16 protein-coding genes are annotated in these 15292 nt (G+C 71.4%); 7 read left to right on the top strand and 9 right to left on the bottom strand.

Annotated elements, in window-relative coordinates; genetic code table 11:
* Positions 1-4 precede the first annotated feature (4 nt).
* Positions 5-2488 carry a helicase-associated domain-containing protein gene (locus AB0A90_RS23975; RefSeq protein ID WP_357251858.1) on the top strand — a complete coding sequence of 828 codons (2484 nt, stop codon included), beginning with the start codon at positions 5-7 and terminating at the stop codon, positions 2486-2488.
* Positions 2489-2515: 27 nt separating this feature from the next.
* On the opposite strand, the gene AB0A90_RS23970 is transcribed toward AB0A90_RS23975, so the two are convergent.
* A complete protein-coding gene (locus tag AB0A90_RS23970) occupies positions 2516-2752 on the bottom strand; it encodes a hypothetical protein (protein ID WP_357251855.1) in 237 nt (78 codons plus the stop codon).
* A gap of 98 nt (positions 2753-2850) precedes the next feature.
* Positions 2851-3738 (bottom strand): L,D-transpeptidase family protein, encoded by an 888-nt coding sequence (locus AB0A90_RS23965; protein WP_357251852.1) that lies wholly within the window; start codon positions 3736-3738, stop codon positions 2851-2853.
* 171 nt (positions 3739-3909) lie between these two features.
* Between AB0A90_RS23965 and AB0A90_RS23960 the strand changes: the two genes are divergently transcribed.
* The gene (locus AB0A90_RS23960; protein WP_357251850.1) at positions 3910-5589 is read left to right on the top strand and encodes a DNA repair helicase XPB; all 1680 of its coding nucleotides are present in this window, start codon (positions 3910-3912) and stop codon (positions 5587-5589) included.
* Between the two features lie 123 nt (positions 5590-5712).
* On the opposite strand, the gene AB0A90_RS23955 is transcribed toward AB0A90_RS23960, so the two are convergent.
* Positions 5713-5922, bottom strand: coding sequence for a winged helix-turn-helix domain-containing protein (locus tag AB0A90_RS23955; protein WP_357251847.1), 210 nt, complete (start codon positions 5920-5922; stop codon positions 5713-5715).
* Between the two features lie 364 nt (positions 5923-6286).
* Here AB0A90_RS23955 and AB0A90_RS23950 point away from each other — a divergent pair, with 364 nt between their 5' ends.
* Positions 6287-6595 carry a hypothetical protein gene (locus AB0A90_RS23950; protein WP_357251844.1) on the top strand — a complete coding sequence of 103 codons (309 nt, stop codon included), beginning with the start codon at positions 6287-6289 and terminating at the stop codon, positions 6593-6595.
* A gap of 13 nt (positions 6596-6608) precedes the next feature.
* Positions 6609-7121, top strand: a complete 513-nt coding sequence (locus tag AB0A90_RS23945) for a hypothetical protein (protein ID WP_357251842.1) — start codon at positions 6609-6611, stop codon at positions 7119-7121.
* Between the two features lie 16 nt (positions 7122-7137).
* Here the strand turns inward: AB0A90_RS23945 and AB0A90_RS23940 are convergent, their stop codons facing one another.
* Positions 7138-7710, bottom strand: a complete 573-nt coding sequence (locus AB0A90_RS23940; protein WP_357251839.1) for a TetR/AcrR family transcriptional regulator — start codon at positions 7708-7710, stop codon at positions 7138-7140.
* Between the two features lie 88 nt (positions 7711-7798).
* Here AB0A90_RS23940 and AB0A90_RS23935 point away from each other — a divergent pair, with 88 nt between their 5' ends.
* Positions 7799-8170 (top strand): DUF4267 domain-containing protein, encoded by a 372-nt coding sequence (locus AB0A90_RS23935; protein ID WP_357251836.1) that lies wholly within the window; start codon positions 7799-7801, stop codon positions 8168-8170.
* Between the two features lie 109 nt (positions 8171-8279).
* Here the strand turns inward: AB0A90_RS23935 and AB0A90_RS23930 are convergent, their stop codons facing one another.
* From AB0A90_RS23930 to AB0A90_RS23915, 4 genes are all read right to left on the bottom strand, one after another.
* A complete protein-coding gene (locus AB0A90_RS23930) occupies positions 8280-8936 on the bottom strand; it encodes a hypothetical protein (RefSeq protein ID WP_357251834.1) in 657 nt (218 codons plus the stop codon).
* 126 nt (positions 8937-9062) lie between these two features.
* Entirely contained in the window at positions 9063-9407 is a 345-nt protein-coding gene (locus AB0A90_RS23925) for a toxin-antitoxin system HicB family antitoxin (RefSeq protein ID WP_357251831.1), read from the bottom strand.
* Entirely contained in the window at positions 9407-9652 is a 246-nt protein-coding gene (locus AB0A90_RS23920) for a toxin HicA (protein WP_357251828.1), read from the bottom strand. Before AB0A90_RS23920 ends, AB0A90_RS23925 begins: the two co-directional genes overlap by 1 nt.
* A gap of 40 nt (positions 9653-9692) precedes the next feature.
* A complete protein-coding gene (locus AB0A90_RS23915; RefSeq protein WP_357251826.1) occupies positions 9693-10445 on the bottom strand; it encodes a TIGR03089 family protein in 753 nt (250 codons plus the stop codon).
* Between the two features lie 145 nt (positions 10446-10590).
* Here AB0A90_RS23915 and AB0A90_RS23910 point away from each other — a divergent pair, with 145 nt between their 5' ends.
* Together AB0A90_RS23910 and AB0A90_RS23905 are read left to right on the top strand one after the other, a co-directional pair.
* A complete protein-coding gene (locus AB0A90_RS23910; protein WP_357251823.1) occupies positions 10591-11718 on the top strand; it encodes a hypothetical protein in 1128 nt (375 codons plus the stop codon).
* Positions 11719-11772: 54 nt separating this feature from the next.
* The gene (locus tag AB0A90_RS23905; RefSeq protein ID WP_357251820.1) at positions 11773-14073 is read left to right on the top strand and encodes an esterase-like activity of phytase family protein; all 2301 of its coding nucleotides are present in this window, start codon (positions 11773-11775) and stop codon (positions 14071-14073) included.
* Between the two features lie 134 nt (positions 14074-14207).
* On the opposite strand, the gene AB0A90_RS23900 is transcribed toward AB0A90_RS23905, so the two are convergent.
* Positions 14208-15257: a hypothetical protein gene (locus AB0A90_RS23900; protein ID WP_357251817.1), complete on the bottom strand. Its 1050-nt coding sequence runs from the start codon at positions 15255-15257 to the stop codon at positions 14208-14210.
* Positions 15258-15292 lie beyond the last annotated feature (35 nt).

Here is a 15292-nt window from a genome sequence, read left to right as displayed (position 1 = left end):
CACGATGACCACCTCACTCGCCGACCACCTGCGGTCGCTGCCCGACGAGTCACTGGCCGCGCTCCTCCAGCTGCGGCCCGACCTCGTCGTGCCCGTGCCAGCCGACATCTCCGCCCTGTCCATCCGGGCACAGTCCCGGGTGTCGGTGGCCCGCGCGCTGGACGGGCTGGACCAGTTCACCCAGCAGATCCTCGACGCCGCCCGCCTCACCCGGGACCCGGACGACGGCACCACGGCCACTGACGCCGTACTCGCCATGGCGACCACCGGGCCGCACCCGCCCGCGCCGACGGCCGTCCGAGCCGCCGTGGGCCGACTACGCGCGCTCTTCCTGCTGTACGGCCCGGAGCACGCGCTGCACGTGGTGCCCGCCGTCGACGAGGTCTCCCCGTACCCCGCCGGGCTCGGCCGGCCAGCGGCGGAGCTGGACCCGCGTACGGCCGCGCTCTGCGCGGACCCGGCGAAGCTACGACGGACGCTGCTCGCCGCCCCGCCCTCGGCCCGGGCGATCCTGGACCGGTTGGCGGCTGGCCCGCCCGTGGGCAGCGTGCCCCCGGGCGCTCTACAGGCGCCGCCGCTCGGTGCGGAGGACCCGGTGCTCGCCGACCCGACAAACGGTGGCGCCCCGACCGGTTCCCCGGTGCGGTGGCTCGTCGACAACCGGCTCCTGGTCCCCGTGACGACCGGCTCGCCGACGTCCAGCGGCACGGTGGAGCTGCCCCGAGAGGTCGGCCTGCTGCTCCGCCGCGACAGCGGGCCGCTCGGGCCGCTGCGCACCAGCCCACCGCCGGTGACCGCCGCGCCGCGTGAGCCGAAGGCGGTCGACTCGGCCGGCGCGGGGCAGACGATGGAGGTGGTCCGGCACACCGAGGGGCTGCTGGAGCAACTCGCCGACGAGCCCGCGCCGGTGCTGCGCTCGGGTGGCATCGGCGTACGGGACCTGCGGCGGCTGGCGCGTACCGCCGGGCTGGACGAGTCGACGACCGCGCTGCTGCTCGAGGTGGCGTACGCGGCGGGGCTCGCGGGTGAGCTGGAGATGCCCGGTGCGACCACCAGCCGGTACGGGGCGGACCAGCAGGTGCTGCCGACCGGCGGGTACGAGGTGTGGCGGGCCGCCTCGCTGGCCCAACGTTGGGAGCAGCTCGCCCGAGCCTGGCTGAGCATGAGCCGGCAGGTCGGGCTGGTCGGCCGCCGCGACGACCGGGACCGGCCCATCACCGCGCTCTCCGCCGAGGCCGAACGGGCCAGCGCGCCGGCCACCCGTCGGGCGGTGCTCGGTGTGCTCGCCGACCTGGAACCGGCGACCGCGCCCACCGCGGAAGAGGTGCAGGACCTGTTGGACTGGCGGGCGCCGCGGCGCAGCCGGGGCCGGGACGCCGCCCACCGGGAGGTGCTGGCCGAGGCGGCGCAGCTCGGCGTGACCGGGCTGGGGGCGCTCACGTCGTACGGTCGGCTGCTGCTCGGTGACCTGACGTCGGCCGACGAGCGGGGCGACGACCCGCTGGGCGTGCACGCCGACGTGGAGAGCGGTGACCCGTCGAGTGCCGCCCGAGCCCTGGACGCGCTGCTGCCCGCCCCGGTCGACCACTTCCTGGTGCAGGCCGACCTGACCGTGGTGGTGCCCGGCCCACCCGAGCCGGCGCTCGCCGCCGAATTGGAGGCGATGACCGAACTCGAGTCGGCCGGCGGGGCCAGCGTGCACCGGGTCACCACGGCGAGCGTGCGGCGTGCACTGGATTCCGGCTACACGGCCGATGATCTGCACGACGTGTTCCGGCGACGGTCGCGTACCCCGGTGCCGCAGGGGCTCACCTACCTGGTGGACGACGTGGCCCGTAAGCACGGTGGGCTGCGGGTGGGGCTGGCCGGTGCGTACCTGCGCAGCGACGACGAGACGCTGATCAGTGAGGTGCTGGCCGACCGCCGGTTGGAGTCGTTGGCGCTGCGCCGGCTCGCGCCGACGGTGCTGTGTACGCCGTACCAGGTTGGTCGGTTGTTGGGCGCGCTGCGCGACGCCGGGTTCGCCCCGGTGCAGGAGGACGGCACCGGCAGCACCGTGCTGGCCCGGCCGCGGATCCGGCGGGCCCCGGCCCGGGTGTCGATGACCACCCGGACACTCGATCCGCTGGCCGTCCCGAAGCTGCCCATGCCCCGGCTGCTCGGGGTGGTGGAGCACATCCGGCGGGGTGACGCGGCGGCGCGGGCGGCCCGGCGGGCACCGGCTGTGGTGCGGGGCGGGGCGGCGGGGCTGGGTGGCGGCCCGGTGCCGGCGCACACGCACAGCGAGGCGCTGGCGGTGCTCCAGCAGGCGGTCCGCGACAAGGCGCTGGTCTGGGTCGGTTACGTCGACGCGCACGGGGCGACCGCGTCCCGGCTGGTCAAACCGGTGTCGATCGGTGCGGGCTACCTCCGCGCCGAGGACGAACGGACCGAGATGCTGCACACGTTCGCGTTGCACCGGATCACCGCGGCGGTGCTGGCGGACTGAGCGGGGCGAGGTCGTTGGGCTGGTCGGTCAGCGGCGGCTGCGGCGTACGGTGCCGACCACCGAGATGACCAGCAGCAGCGCGAAGCCGGCGCCGGCGGACTCCCCGACCGAGTCGACGAAGCCCTGGCGCAGCACCAGCCAGCCGAAGAGGAACCACCCGACGAGAAGCGTCGCGGCGACGGCATAGGCGAGCACTGTCGCACGGGACACCTCGTCGGGTGGAGCTTGTTCGTGCTCCGGGATCACCTCACGGTCGACCGTCATGCCCAGCCTCCCCGCCCGGTCCGGCCCTGGCCTCCCAGCGTGACACTCGTTGGACCGGTCGGACAGGGGGGTTATCCCCGCGATTCGCTCCGCGTCGGTCAGGTGCCGGGCCGGCGGCCGATCAGCACCACCCGGGTGCCGACCCTGCCCAACTCCCACATCCGGACGGCGTCGGCGTGCAGCAGGTTGAGACAGCCGTGCGAGCCGATCGACTTGTCGTGCAGGTAGGTGGTGGTTTCGTGGAAGCCCATGCCCTGGGTGAAGTGCTGCCAGTACGGCAGCCACACCTCGTACGGGTCGGACCACTCCTTCGGGTTGCGGAAGTTGATGGTGAACGTGCCGGCCGGGGTGCGGTAGCCGGACATCCCGGTGCGGGTCACCGTCGGCGGCATGATCACCTTGCCGCCCCGGACCGCCCAGACGGTCTGCCGGGTCAGGTCCACGCAGAACGTGGTGCCCGTGCCGGCCCTGCACCGCGCCGGGTCGGTGGTGGCGAGGCGCTGGGCCACGTCGTACGTGGTTGGCCCGGCGCGACCCTCGACCGGGCGAATGCCGTACCTCTTCTGGAACTTCTTGATCGCGGCGCAGTCGGCAACGGACTGCCGCCCGTCCACGGTCACGGCCCCGAATCCGCCCAGCCGGGCCAGGTAGGTCTCCACCTCGCGCTGGTGCTGCCCCTGGGGGCAGCCGGCCACCGTCGGCGTACCGGTGCCGGTGGTCGGCTTCGGCGTCGCGCTGCCTGTGGGTTTCGGCGCCGGAGACCGGGTTGCCTTCGGCGTGGGGCTGGGTGCGGCCGGTGTGGGTCGGCCGCGCTGGTCCGGGCCGGGCGTGGCGCTCGCCCCCGTTGCCTGTTCCGCCGCACCGGCTGGGGCGGCTCCCCCGCCACCACTCCCACCGGACTGCGGATCGAACGCGCACGCACCGGCGCCGACCAGCACAACCACCGCCAGGGCGACCAGCCGGGAGGTGATCCGGACTCGTTGCATTGGAACCTCCCCTGACATCGTCCCCTTACTAGACGTTCGTGAGTGCCGTCACGGTTGCGGCCGGTGAGCATCTTTCTTCGGGGATCCCACATCGTGCAACACTGGATGGTCGGCCAGCGGCGGGTATGCACCCGTTCCAGCCGGGCGACCAACCGAGGAGAGGACGCTGGCGTGAGCGGTGGACCACTGATCGTGCAGTCGGACAAGACGCTGCTGCTGGAGATCGACCACCCCGACGCGCAGGCCTGCCGGATGGCGATCGCGCCGTTCGCCGAGCTGGAGCGCTCCCCCGAGCACGTGCACACCTATCGGCTGACCCCGCTGGGCCTCTGGAACGCCCGGGCGGCGGGGCACGACGCGGAGGGTGTGGTCGACTCCCTGCTGAAGTACTCCCGTTATCCCGTGCCGCACGCACTGCTGGTCGACGTGGCCGACACGATGGACCGGTACGGCCGACTCCAGCTCGCCAACGACCCGGCGTACGGGTTGGTGCTGCGCGCACTGGACCGGCTGGTGCTGATCGAGGTGGCCAAGAGCAAGAAGCTCGCCGGGATGCTCGGCGACAAGATCGACGACGACACGATCCGGGTGCACCCGTCCGAGCGGGGCCGGCTCAAGCAGGCGCTGCTCAAGCTGGGCTGGCCGGCGGAGGACCTGGCCGGCTACGTCGACGGTGAGGCGCACCCCATCGAGCTGGCGGAGGCCGGCAAGGACGGGCGCAAGCCGTGGACGCTGCGGTCGTACCAGCGGGAGGCCGTCGAGGCGTTCTGGGCCGGCGGGTCCGGTGTGGTGGTGCTGCCCTGCGGCGCCGGTAAGACCCTGGTCGGCGCGGCGGCGATGGCCGAGGCGAAGGCCACCACGCTGATCCTGGTCACCAACACGGTCGCGGGCCGGCAGTGGAAGCGGGAGCTGATCGCCCGCACCTCGCTGACCGAGGAGGAGATCGGCGAGTACTCCGGGGAGCGCAAGGAGATCCGCCCGGTCACCATCGCCACGTACCAGGTGCTCACCTCGCGGCGCGGCGGCGCGTTCACCCACCTGGACCTGTTCGGGGCCCGCGACTGGGGCCTGGTCGTCTACGACGAGGTACACCTGCTGCCCGCGCCGATCTTCCGGTTCACCGCGGACCTTCAGGCCCGCCGCCGGCTGGGCCTCACCGCGACCCTGGTACGCGAGGACGGCCGCGAGGGTGACGTGTTCAGCCTGATCGGCCCGAAGCGGTACGACGCGCCGTGGAAGGACATCGAGTCGCAGGGCTGGATCGCTCCGGCCGAGTGCACCGAGGTCCGGGTGACCCTGACCGACGCGGAGCGGATGTCGTACGCGACGGCGGAGGCCGAGGAGCGCTACCGGATGGCGGCGACCGCCCGCACGAAGCTGCCGGTGGTCAAGGCGCTCGTCGACCGGCACCCGGACGACCAGGTGTTGGTGATCGGGGCGTACATCGACCAACTGCACCAGCTCGGCGAATATCTCGACGCGCCGATCATCCAGGGCTCGACCACGAACAAGGAGCGGGAACGGCTGTTCGACGCGTTCCGCACCGGTGAGATCCGCACGTTGGTGATCTCCAAGGTCGGCAACTTCTCCATCGACCTGCCCGAGGCGGCGGTGGCGATCCAGGTGTCCGGCACGTTCGGGTCGCGGCAGGAGGAGGCGCAGCGGTTGGGGCGGGTGCTCCGGCCGAAGGCCGACGGGCGGCAGGCGCACTTCTACACGGTGGTGTCCCGGGACACGATCGACACGGAGTACGCGGCGCACCGGCAGCGCTTCCTCGCCGAGCAGGGGTACGCGTACACGATCATCGACGCCGACGACGTCCTCGGCCCGTCCCTCCCGACCTTCGACTGAACCTTTGCAACTTTGATCGACTCGGTTTTCCGGAAGTCGGGGTGTGCAGGGCAGGTTGATGCCCCGACTACACGGAAGCCGAGTCGCGGCAGCCGCGCCGCGAGCTCTGGCCGTGCAGGCTGGTCAACGTCGACGGGACTCCGCGACGAAGACGCCACGCCCTGGACGACCCACCAGCACGCCCTGCTCCCGCAACTTCGCCACCGCCCGGCTGATCGTGGACTGGGAGACGTCGTATTCGTCTGCCAGCACCCGCCCGGACGGGAGCTGCGACCCAGGCGCGTAGGTACCGTCCTTGATCTTCTTCACCAGGTCGTCGAGCAGCTCGTCCATTGTGGGCGGGATAGGCACGCGGAGCCCCTTGCAGTCGGTTGGCCCGCCCAGTATTGATCAGCCGCTTCGACGTAGGCAACGCATGTAGCGCGAGTGACATAAGCGGGTAGATAACTCGCTGACCTGTTTGACATAGGTGACTCAGTGGCAATAGCGTCGCTCTCGGTGATGCGGTGCTGCTGCGGTCGGTTGGCGCCTCTCGTACTGGTCCCGCATCGCCGCCGAGACCCCTCCCGCCGCGCTCCCCCGGCGCGGCCTGCTGCCGTACCTCCGGAGCGGCCGCAGGGCGGGGCGGCCTCCGTCGACCGCAACCGGCGGAGGCCGCCCCTGCACGTCGATCCCATCCGACGAAGGGCAGACACCGATGAGCGAGCGTTGGGTGATCCACCTGCCGGTCACCGCGCCGGATCTGCTGCGCGCCCAGATCTTCGCGCGTACCGCAGCTCGGGTGCTGGTCCGGCTCTGCGCGCGGGTCGAGCCCGGCGGGGTGACCGTCTCGGCGGAGGACCAGCAGGGCGTACGACATTGGGTGTTCTGTGACCGGCCGCTGCCCGGCGGCGCGCGGTGTGCCCTGCCGGTCGACCACCTCGCGCCGTGCGGGCGGCGACCTCGTCCCAAGGAGATCGACGAATTGACGAGGCGGGGTACCCTCCGCAGCCTGGGCTTGAGTTAGGGGTCGCTCGCCGATGAAGTACACCGCGCAGTGCGTACGTTCAGGTCACTGGTGGGCCATCACCGTGCCGGAGGTCAAGGGTGTTGTCTCCCAGGCACGTCGCCTCGATCAGGTGGAGGCGACGGCACGGGCGGCCATTGCGCTGATGCTCGACGTCGACCCACACAGCTTCGACGTCGAGGTGGAGCCCGACCTGCCGCAAGAGGTGACCCGCGTTCGCAAAGCCCGGAGCGCGCTGCGCAAGGCCGAAAAGTCCGCCGAGGAGGCGACTGCCACCGCCGCACAGGCACTCCTGGCGAAGGGCTACACGGTCCGCGACGCGGGTGCACTTCTTGGCATCTCGCCACAGCGTGTCTCGAAGTTGGCACCGAGGAAGGCTGCGGGCGACAGCGCCAGCACGGGCGCAGCGGCCGGATTGATGCAGAAGCGGGAAACCGTCGCCGCCTGCGCGCCCCGGCCGGCCGACCAGCACGACCTGCTCCCGCAACGCCTCCACCCCCTGATCCGCTTCGACGCAGGCACCTGACGCACAGCCGGACCGCTCAGCGGGAGAAGCTGCGCACGAGCACGGCCAGCCGCTGCTGGTGGCCGGCGCGGCGGAGCCGGCCACTGCGCATCAGCGTGACCAGCCCGTGCAGGCCGCTCCAGAACGTCTCGGTGACCGTCTCCAGGTCGTCGTCCCCGGCGACCGGGCGCACCGTCTCCGCCAGCTCGGCGAAGCCCCGGGCCAGATCGGTCGGGACGTCCTGGCTGGCGAACGGCAGGTCCACGGCGAGGGTGAACATCGCGTCGTAGAGCGCGGGCCGCTGTTCGGCGAAGGTGGTGTACGCCGCCGCGACGTCGGCGACCGCCTGCCGGGGGTCGGCGGCCGAGGCGCGGGCCGAGGCGAGCGCGGTGGCCAGCTCGGCGAAGCCCTCGACGGCGACCGCCGCCATGATGGCGTCCTTGCCCTTGAAGTGGCTGTAGAGGACGGGCTGGCTGTATTCGATCTCGGCGGCGAGTCGGCGGGTGGTGACCGCGTCCCAGCCTTCCGCCAGAGCCAGGTCGCGCGCCGCCTCGACGATGGCCCGTTCCCGTTCCGCCCGCTCGCGCTCCCGGCGCGTCTGAGTCGACATGACTTGAACTCTAGCACCGCTAGATATCCTGCCGACGCTCTGCTAGCGTCGCTCTCACATCTAGCAGCGCTAGCAATCGGAGCGGACCATGTTGTCACCCCTCGCCTACGGGCTCGCCGTCCTACTCAACCTCTTCATCGTCTTCATCGGTGCGCGGTTCCTGCTGGCGCCGACCGCGTCGGCTGCCGGGTACGGCGTACCGGCCCGGCCGGAGGGAGATCCCGCCTACCTCTCCGTCAAGGGCGTACGCGATCTCAGCTACGGCCTGCTCGGCCTCACCCTGATCGCCTTCACCACCGCCGACGCGGTCGCGTGGTTCATGCTGGTCGTCGCGCTCGTCCCGCTGGGCGACACCGTCATCGTGCTCCGCAACGGTGGGACGAAGGCCGTAGCCTTCGGCATCCACTTCGCCACCGCCGTCGTCGTCCTCCTGGACGCGGCCCTGCTGTTCGCCCGGTAACCAAACCCCACCCAGACCCGACCCTGACCCCGCCCGCGTTGATCAAGAGGTTTGCGTCATCATCAGGCCGATCGATGACGTAAACCTCTTGATCAACAGAGTGGATGGGCTACGGCGTGGGTGGTGGGCAGCGGTCGGGGAGGGTGACCTCGCCGGGGCGGTGGTCGAAGGTGTCCATGGTGAACCACTCGTCCAGCTCCGGGTCGAAGAGGTTCTGCAGGCCGAACTGCAACACCTGCCACCACCGGGTCGGGTCGTGCTGGTCGACGTAGATGTCGCCGAGCGCGAGCGGGAACCGGAAGAACTCCCCCGGCACGGTGGAGCCCCCGACCACACCGACCCGCCAGTGGTCGACGTGCCGGTCCTGGTCACCGTGCAGGACCTCCGGCCCCACATACCGCGCGGTCTTCAGCTTGTCGTTGAAGATCTGCCGGTTGAAGAACCCCGGCACCTTGCTGCACGCGCGGGGCGGGAAGAGCGGAATGTTCGGCCACTTGTAGGTCAGCGTGTAGAGGGTGTTCTCGTAGATCAGGTTGGTGAACCAGATCGGATGGTCCGGGCCGCCGGCGGTCATCTGGCTGTTGCCGTCGCGGCCCTGCCACGAGAACGGCACGTCGATGCCGAGGTCCCGCACGACGTACCGACCGGTGCCCTGGAAGTCGGCGGGGAGCAGCGGCGGGCGCGGCTCGCGCGGGTCGGGGGTGGTGGGGCCGTCGGCCTGGGCCGCGCGGGGCAGCGGCGCCGCCGCCGGACCCGGCGCGACCACCCCGAGGGCGAACAGGGTGACGCGGCCCTGATCGACTCGGTTTTCAAGAGGTCGCGGCGTCCGGGACACGTTGATACCCCGGTTTCACCAAAGCCGAATCGGTCAGAGCAAGCGCTGCCCGACTGCTCAGGCGGCGCGCAGTTTCCGTAAGACGTACTGGTTGAGGCTCATCCCATCCTCGGCAGCCTCGATGGCGAGTTCGCGATGGAGGCTCTCCCCGACACGGAGGTTGAACTTGCCCGAATAGCTTCGTTCCGCGAACGGCTGCGGCACCGGCTCGCCCTGCTCCTCCATATCCGCGATCACCTCCTGCACGAGACCCTGAAGACCTTGCAGCGCCTCAACCTGTGCGGGGGCCAGCCAGGAGAGCGACGGAAACTCGGCGCAGGTGGCGACGAACTCCTGGTCATCGACCGACCAGGTGACGCGGTATGTGTAGTGCGTGATTTCGGGACGGGCGTCGGGTTGCATCACATCGCCTCCTTCTTGTCGATCGCCTTGAGGACCTGCCGGACCTGATACGCCTTGGCCTTGCCCTTGTCGTCCTGGATGTTGACGCGTGGGTCACCGACCCACGGCATCCTGAACACGGCATGCGAGGTCCCCGCCTGCCGCGGCTTCCCGAAGTAGTGCTCGCACACCCGATAGAGATCGTTGTAGGCGATGTTCTGCTGATGCTGTCGCATCGCTTCCACGAGCTTGGCTATCGAGGGCACCCAGCAATGGTACTACCCGCAGTACCACCGCTCCACCCATTCAAAGGATGCGCGTCGCCCGCTCGGCGGCGGCGACGGCGTCCCGCCGGGCTGGGTCGAGGTTGGCGCTGATCACCACGGACGCGCCGGCCGAGAGCGGCGCGAGCAGCCACTTCAATGGCTCCTCGTGCTCGGCGGCGTCGACCAGCAGACGATCGCCGGCGCGCAGGCCCAGCATCTTCGCGTACTCCTGGGCGATCGCGCCCCACTGGCCGTAGGTGGTGCCGTCCGCGGTGGCCGGGTCCGACGGGCGGATGGCGGTGTGCTCGGGCGTCGCCTCGCCGTGGCGAAGCACCTCGGCGGACCAGTCCAACCAACCCAGCGGCACGTCGGCCAACCGCCCCGGGCCGGTGCCGACGAGGTAGCGGTGTGGCGCGTCCGGCACGTCCTCCAGCCAGTCGTCCTGCCGCTGCGGGGTCACCAGGACCGCGTCGAACGGCCGGTCACCGCCCGGTTCGAGCACGGGCAGGCCCGCGGTGGCGCGCGGTCGGAACGACACCGCCAGGCCCGAGGCCCACGCGCCCAACAACACCGCGGCGGTACGCCAGTGCGGCGGCAGCAACACCGCTACGCGGCTGCCGGGGCCGAGCCCGCAACCGTCCCGCAGCAGGCTCGCGCTGCGCGCCGCCCAGACGCCGACCTGCTGTGCGGTCAGGTCGACGCGCTCGCCGGTCGCCTCGTCGCGGTAACTGAGCAGGGGCTGCTCGGCGTCGGCGGGTTGGGCCGCCAGTTCGGCCGTGACGGTTGGCTGCATCTCCACGCTCCCCGGGTTGACGTCGGCCCCACCCTACGCAACGACTTTGGTCGCTCCGATCGCCGCCCGATGGCGGTATCGGGCGACCGCTTGGCCTCCGCACGGTACGAGGTGACAGGTGAAACGCCACCGCCGAGGAGCGCCCATGCCGACCGGACCCGACCCCGCCGCCGCCGACCACCCGGCCGCCGCCGACCACCCGGTCGCCGCTGAGCAGCCGGTCGCCACCGACCAGCCGGCCGCCGCTGAGCAGCCGGCCGCCACCACGCGGCTGCCGTTGCGCCGGCGGCTCCTGCCGGTGATCGCGTTGCTGCTGCTCGCGCCCTGGGCGGCGGAGTGCTCGTGGGGCGGCTTCGCCATCGACGACTTTCTCCCTGTGCTGATCTTCCTGGGTCCGATGTACGGCGGCGCGGCGATCCTGATCCGGGAGACCGCTCGGCACCTCGGCGCGAGCTGGCCGACGATCGTGCTGCTCGCCGCCGCGTTCGGCGTACTCCAGGCCGGGCTGGTTGACCAGTCGCTGTTCAATCCCGACTTCCTCGACGACACCCAGTACGCCGACACCCGGGCCGCCGCCGAGGCGACGCTGGTGCCGGGGCTCGAATTCAGCCTCCGGCAGGCGTTCGACTACGTGGGCAACCACATCGTGCTGACGATCTGCGCGCCGATCGTGCTGATCGAGTCGTTCCTCGGGCGGGACCGCCGGCTCCGGCCGTGGCTGGGCCGACCCGGTCTCCTCGTCGTCGGTCTGATCTATCTGCTCGGCAGTCTGTTCATCTTCTCCAACATCAGCGGGGACAAGGGCTTCCTGGCCAGCCCACTCCAACTGGCCTTCACCGCCGTGGTGGTCCTCGCGCTCGTCGGAACGGCGCTGCTGCCCCGCTGGCGCCGCCCCCACCCGCGCCGGGCCCGTCGGGCGCCGCATCCGCTCTGGGTGGGTCTGCCGATCGTCCTCGTCCGCCTCGGCGCCGACCTGATGCCCGGCTGGCCGGGGATGGCGATCGCGCTGGCGCTCGCGGCGGCCGCCGGAGGGCTGATCGTCTACTGGTCGTCGCGCAGCAATTGGGGGCAGCGGCACGTGCTTGTCGCCGGTAGCGCGGGCCTGGTCGTGGCCGCCGCGTTCGCGTACGTGGTGCCGCCGTACTCCCCGGCCTCTCCGGCGGCTGCCCTGGCCGGCGACATCGCGGTCACCGTCGTCACGGTCGCCCTGTTCGGCGGTGCCTGGTGGCGGCTGCGCCGGGGTTCGCCGACTGTTCATGTCGGCGCAAGCTGACGCTCCCCGACAACTGTCAGCCTCCGTCCGGGTACGACCTAACGGAGGAAGTCCTTGACTCTCAGAAATGCATTCGCCGCGCTCACCGCAGCCGGTGTCGCCGCCGCCAGCCTGACCGGGGCCACCCCCGCGTCGGCCGGCGGACACCACCACCCGTCGCTCGCCTTCGACCGGGTCGCCACGTATCCGGTGTTCCAGAACCGCCCGGCCGGGGAGGACCCGGCGACCGCGACGGTCGCCGAGATCTCGGCGGTCAGCGAGGACGGCCGCACCCTGATCCACACCGACGCGCTGGCCCGACGCATCGGCTTCCTGGACATCTCCCGCGCCGACCGGCCGCGCGGCCTCGGCACGCTCTCCCTGGCACAGCTCGGCAACGCCGAGGACGAGCCCACCTCGGTCGCCGTGGTCGGTCGGTACGTGCTGGTGGTGGTGAACACCAGCGGCAGCTACACCGGGCCGTCAGGTCGGCTCGACGTGATCGAGCTGGCCAGCCGGAAGCGGGTGGCCAGCTTCGACCTCGGCGGTCAGCCCGACTCGATCGCGATCAGCAAGGACAAGCGGTACGCCGCGATCGCCATCGAGAACGAGCGCGACGAGGAGGCCACCCCGCCCGGCGGCGAGGAGGGCGACCTGCCCCAGGCGCCCGCCGGTTTCGTGCAGATCGTCGACCTGACCGGGAAGTCCCCGGCCGGTTGGCGGCTGCGCCCGGTCGCGCTGACCGGCGCCGACGGGAGCGCGCTGCCCGCCCTGGTCCAGGCCGGTCTCGCCGCGCCGACCGACCCGGAGCCGGAGTACGTCTCGATCAACAGCCGCAACCAGTTGGCCGTGACGCTCCAGGAGAACAACGGCGTTGCCCTCATCGACCTGCCCACCGGTCGGATCACCACGGTGTTCAGCGCTGGCACCGCCACGATCAACGGGATCGACACCAGGAAGGACGGTGTCATCGACCTGACCGGCAGCATCACCGACGTCCCCCGCGAGCCGGACGCGGTGGCCTGGGTCGACGACCGTTACCTGGCCACGGCCAACGAGGGTGACTGGCACGGCGGCACCCGCGGCTGGTCGATCTTCGACAGCCGCAGTGGCCGGGTCGCCTGGGACGCCGGCAACACCTTCGAGCGGCTCGCCGTCACCTATGGGCTGCACAACGAGGACCGGGCCGCCAAGAAGGGCACCGAGCCGGAGGGCGTGGCCGTCGCCGAGTACGACGGCGTGCGGTACGCGTTCGTCGGCTCGGAGCGCAGCAACTTCGTCGCCGTCTACGACCTGGGCGACCCCACAAAGCCCGTCTTCCGGCAGGTGCTGCCGACCACCAACGGACCGGAGGGACTGCTGCCCATCCCGTCCCGCGGGCTGCTCGCCGTCTCCAGTGAGGAGGACGACGCCTCGGTGAACGTCCGCGCCTCGGTATCGCTCTTCCAGCTCGGCAGGGGCACCCCGGAGTTCCCGAGCATCGTCTCCGGCGCGGACCGCACCGGCACCCCGATCGGTTGGGGCGCGCTCGGCGCGTTGAGCGCGGTGCCGGGCAAGCGGGACCAGCTCTACAGCGTCACCGACGCGGCGTACAGCCAGACCCGCATCCTCACCATCGACGCGAAGCGGTCGCCGGCCCTGATCACCGGCGCCCTGCCGGTGCGGGACGCGGCCGGCACCCCGGTCGGGTACGACGCGGAGGGGATCTTCGCCCGCCCGCAGGGCGGCTTCTGGCTGGCCGTCGAGGGTGCCAAGGGCGCGGAGAACAAGCTGGTCCGGCTCGACGCCGCCGGGGTGACCCGGCAGACCGTCGCGCTGCCCGCCGAGGTCGCCGCCGGCCTGGGCAAGCAGGGCCTGGAGGGCGTCACCGCTACCACCGACCGGCAGGGTCGGGAGATCGTCTGGGTGGCCGTGCAGCGGGAGCTGAGCACCGACCCGGCCGGGATCGTCCGGCTGGGTCGCTACGACGTCACCGCGGGCACCTGGAGTTGGTACGGCTACCAGTTGGACGCCACCAGCGTGCCCGGTGACTGGATGGGCCTCTCCGAGATCACCGTGGTCGGCGACCGGCTCGCGGTCATCGAGCGGGACAAGCTGAACGGGCCGGCCGCCACGGTCAAGCGGATCTACACGGTGCCGCTGCCGGGCGCGGCGGCGACCGGCCCGCTGACCGTGCTGCCGAAGACGCTCGCCGTCGACGTGCTGCCCGCACTGCGCGCCACGAACGGTTGGACCCAGGAGAAGCTGGAGGGCCTGACCGTCGCGGGCAACGGCGAGGTCTACGCGATCACCGACAACGACGGGGTGCAGGACGCCACCGGCGAGACGGTGCTCCTGCGCCTCGGCTCCAGCCGGAAGGTCTTCGGGCACCGCTGATCGGCAGCGCTCGGAGAAGCCACCTCGGCCCGGCGTCCACCCACGTGGACGCCGGGGTTCCCTCTTTGCCAGTGCCACGATCGCGATCCCGGCCGGTACGCCTCCGGCCGGTCACGCGCCTTCACGCCGGAAGGTCAGGCAAGCCGCCGGGCGCGGGTGGCGGTGACCGTCGCGGTGCCACTGCTCGACAAGCCGGAGATCAGGTACGCCCGGTAGGTGCCATTCGGCAGCACCGTCCACAGGTCCGGCGTGCCGTCGGCGTTGATGTCGGCGGCCTGCAGCGCGCTGATCGCGACGCCGGTGTTCCAGTTCGTCGCCACCCGGTACTGGGTGTGCGTCAACGTGCCGGTGCCGTCACCGTTGTCGACCATGGTGACCCCGGTCCACAGGTACAGGTGCCCGGTGCCGGCGTTACGCAGGAAGAGAGCCACCCCCGACGCGGTCTCGGTGCTGGCGATGGTCCAGTTCTGCCAGTCCGCCGCACCGGTCGGCGTGGGGTTGGTCAGGTCGGTGACACCGTAGTAGAGGCCCGGCGCGTGGAAGTTGGGGTGGTAGCCGAGCCGGTAGCCGTTGGTGGCGTCGCCGGCGATGCCGAACAGATCCGGGATGCTGGTGTCGACGCCGTCAGCCTGGAACGCGTTCGCGAGTTGCAGAGGGCTGTTGCCGTTGGCGTCGGCCAGAAACTCGTACGGGATGGAGAACTGGTTGTTGTAGGGGCTGGGCATCGTGCCGTCTCCGGCACCGCGGAGAAGGATGGCGGCACCGGCGGAGTTGCCGGTCGGGTAGTAATAGAGGAAGTCCTGGCGTTCGCTGCCGGTAAAGCGGCCGGTGATGACCTGGGCGCCGTCGAAGTCCGCTCCGGACTCGTCTCCGCCGACACCAGTGCCGAGTAGGCCGATGTTGATGGCCGGAGTCTGCACCTTGCCGGTGCCGACGCCGGTCTTGCGAGACTTCAGGCCGAGCGCCGACCAGACGCCGGAGGCGAGGCGAGTGCCTGGGCCGCCGACAGCGACCAGGTCCGCGACGCCGTCACCGTCGAGGTCCTTGTCGACCGGACCGGCGGTGACGGTGGGCGTGGGCTTCGCCTCGGCCTGGGCCGGCAGGGCCGGGGCGAGCGCGGTCAGCGCCAGCGCCACGGGCGCGGTCCAGGCCAGCACGCGGCGGGAAGTGAAGGACTTGGTCAAGGGTTCCCCCGTGTTGTTAGGAGTTGCGGCTCGGA

It is taken from the genome of Micromonospora sp. NPDC049204 (assembly GCF_040647935.1).
Classification (GTDB): Bacteria; Actinomycetota; Actinomycetes; order Mycobacteriales; family Micromonosporaceae; genus Micromonospora.
Note: the sequence above shows the minus strand (reverse complement) of the source record. Positions and strands in the feature narration are given on the sequence as shown.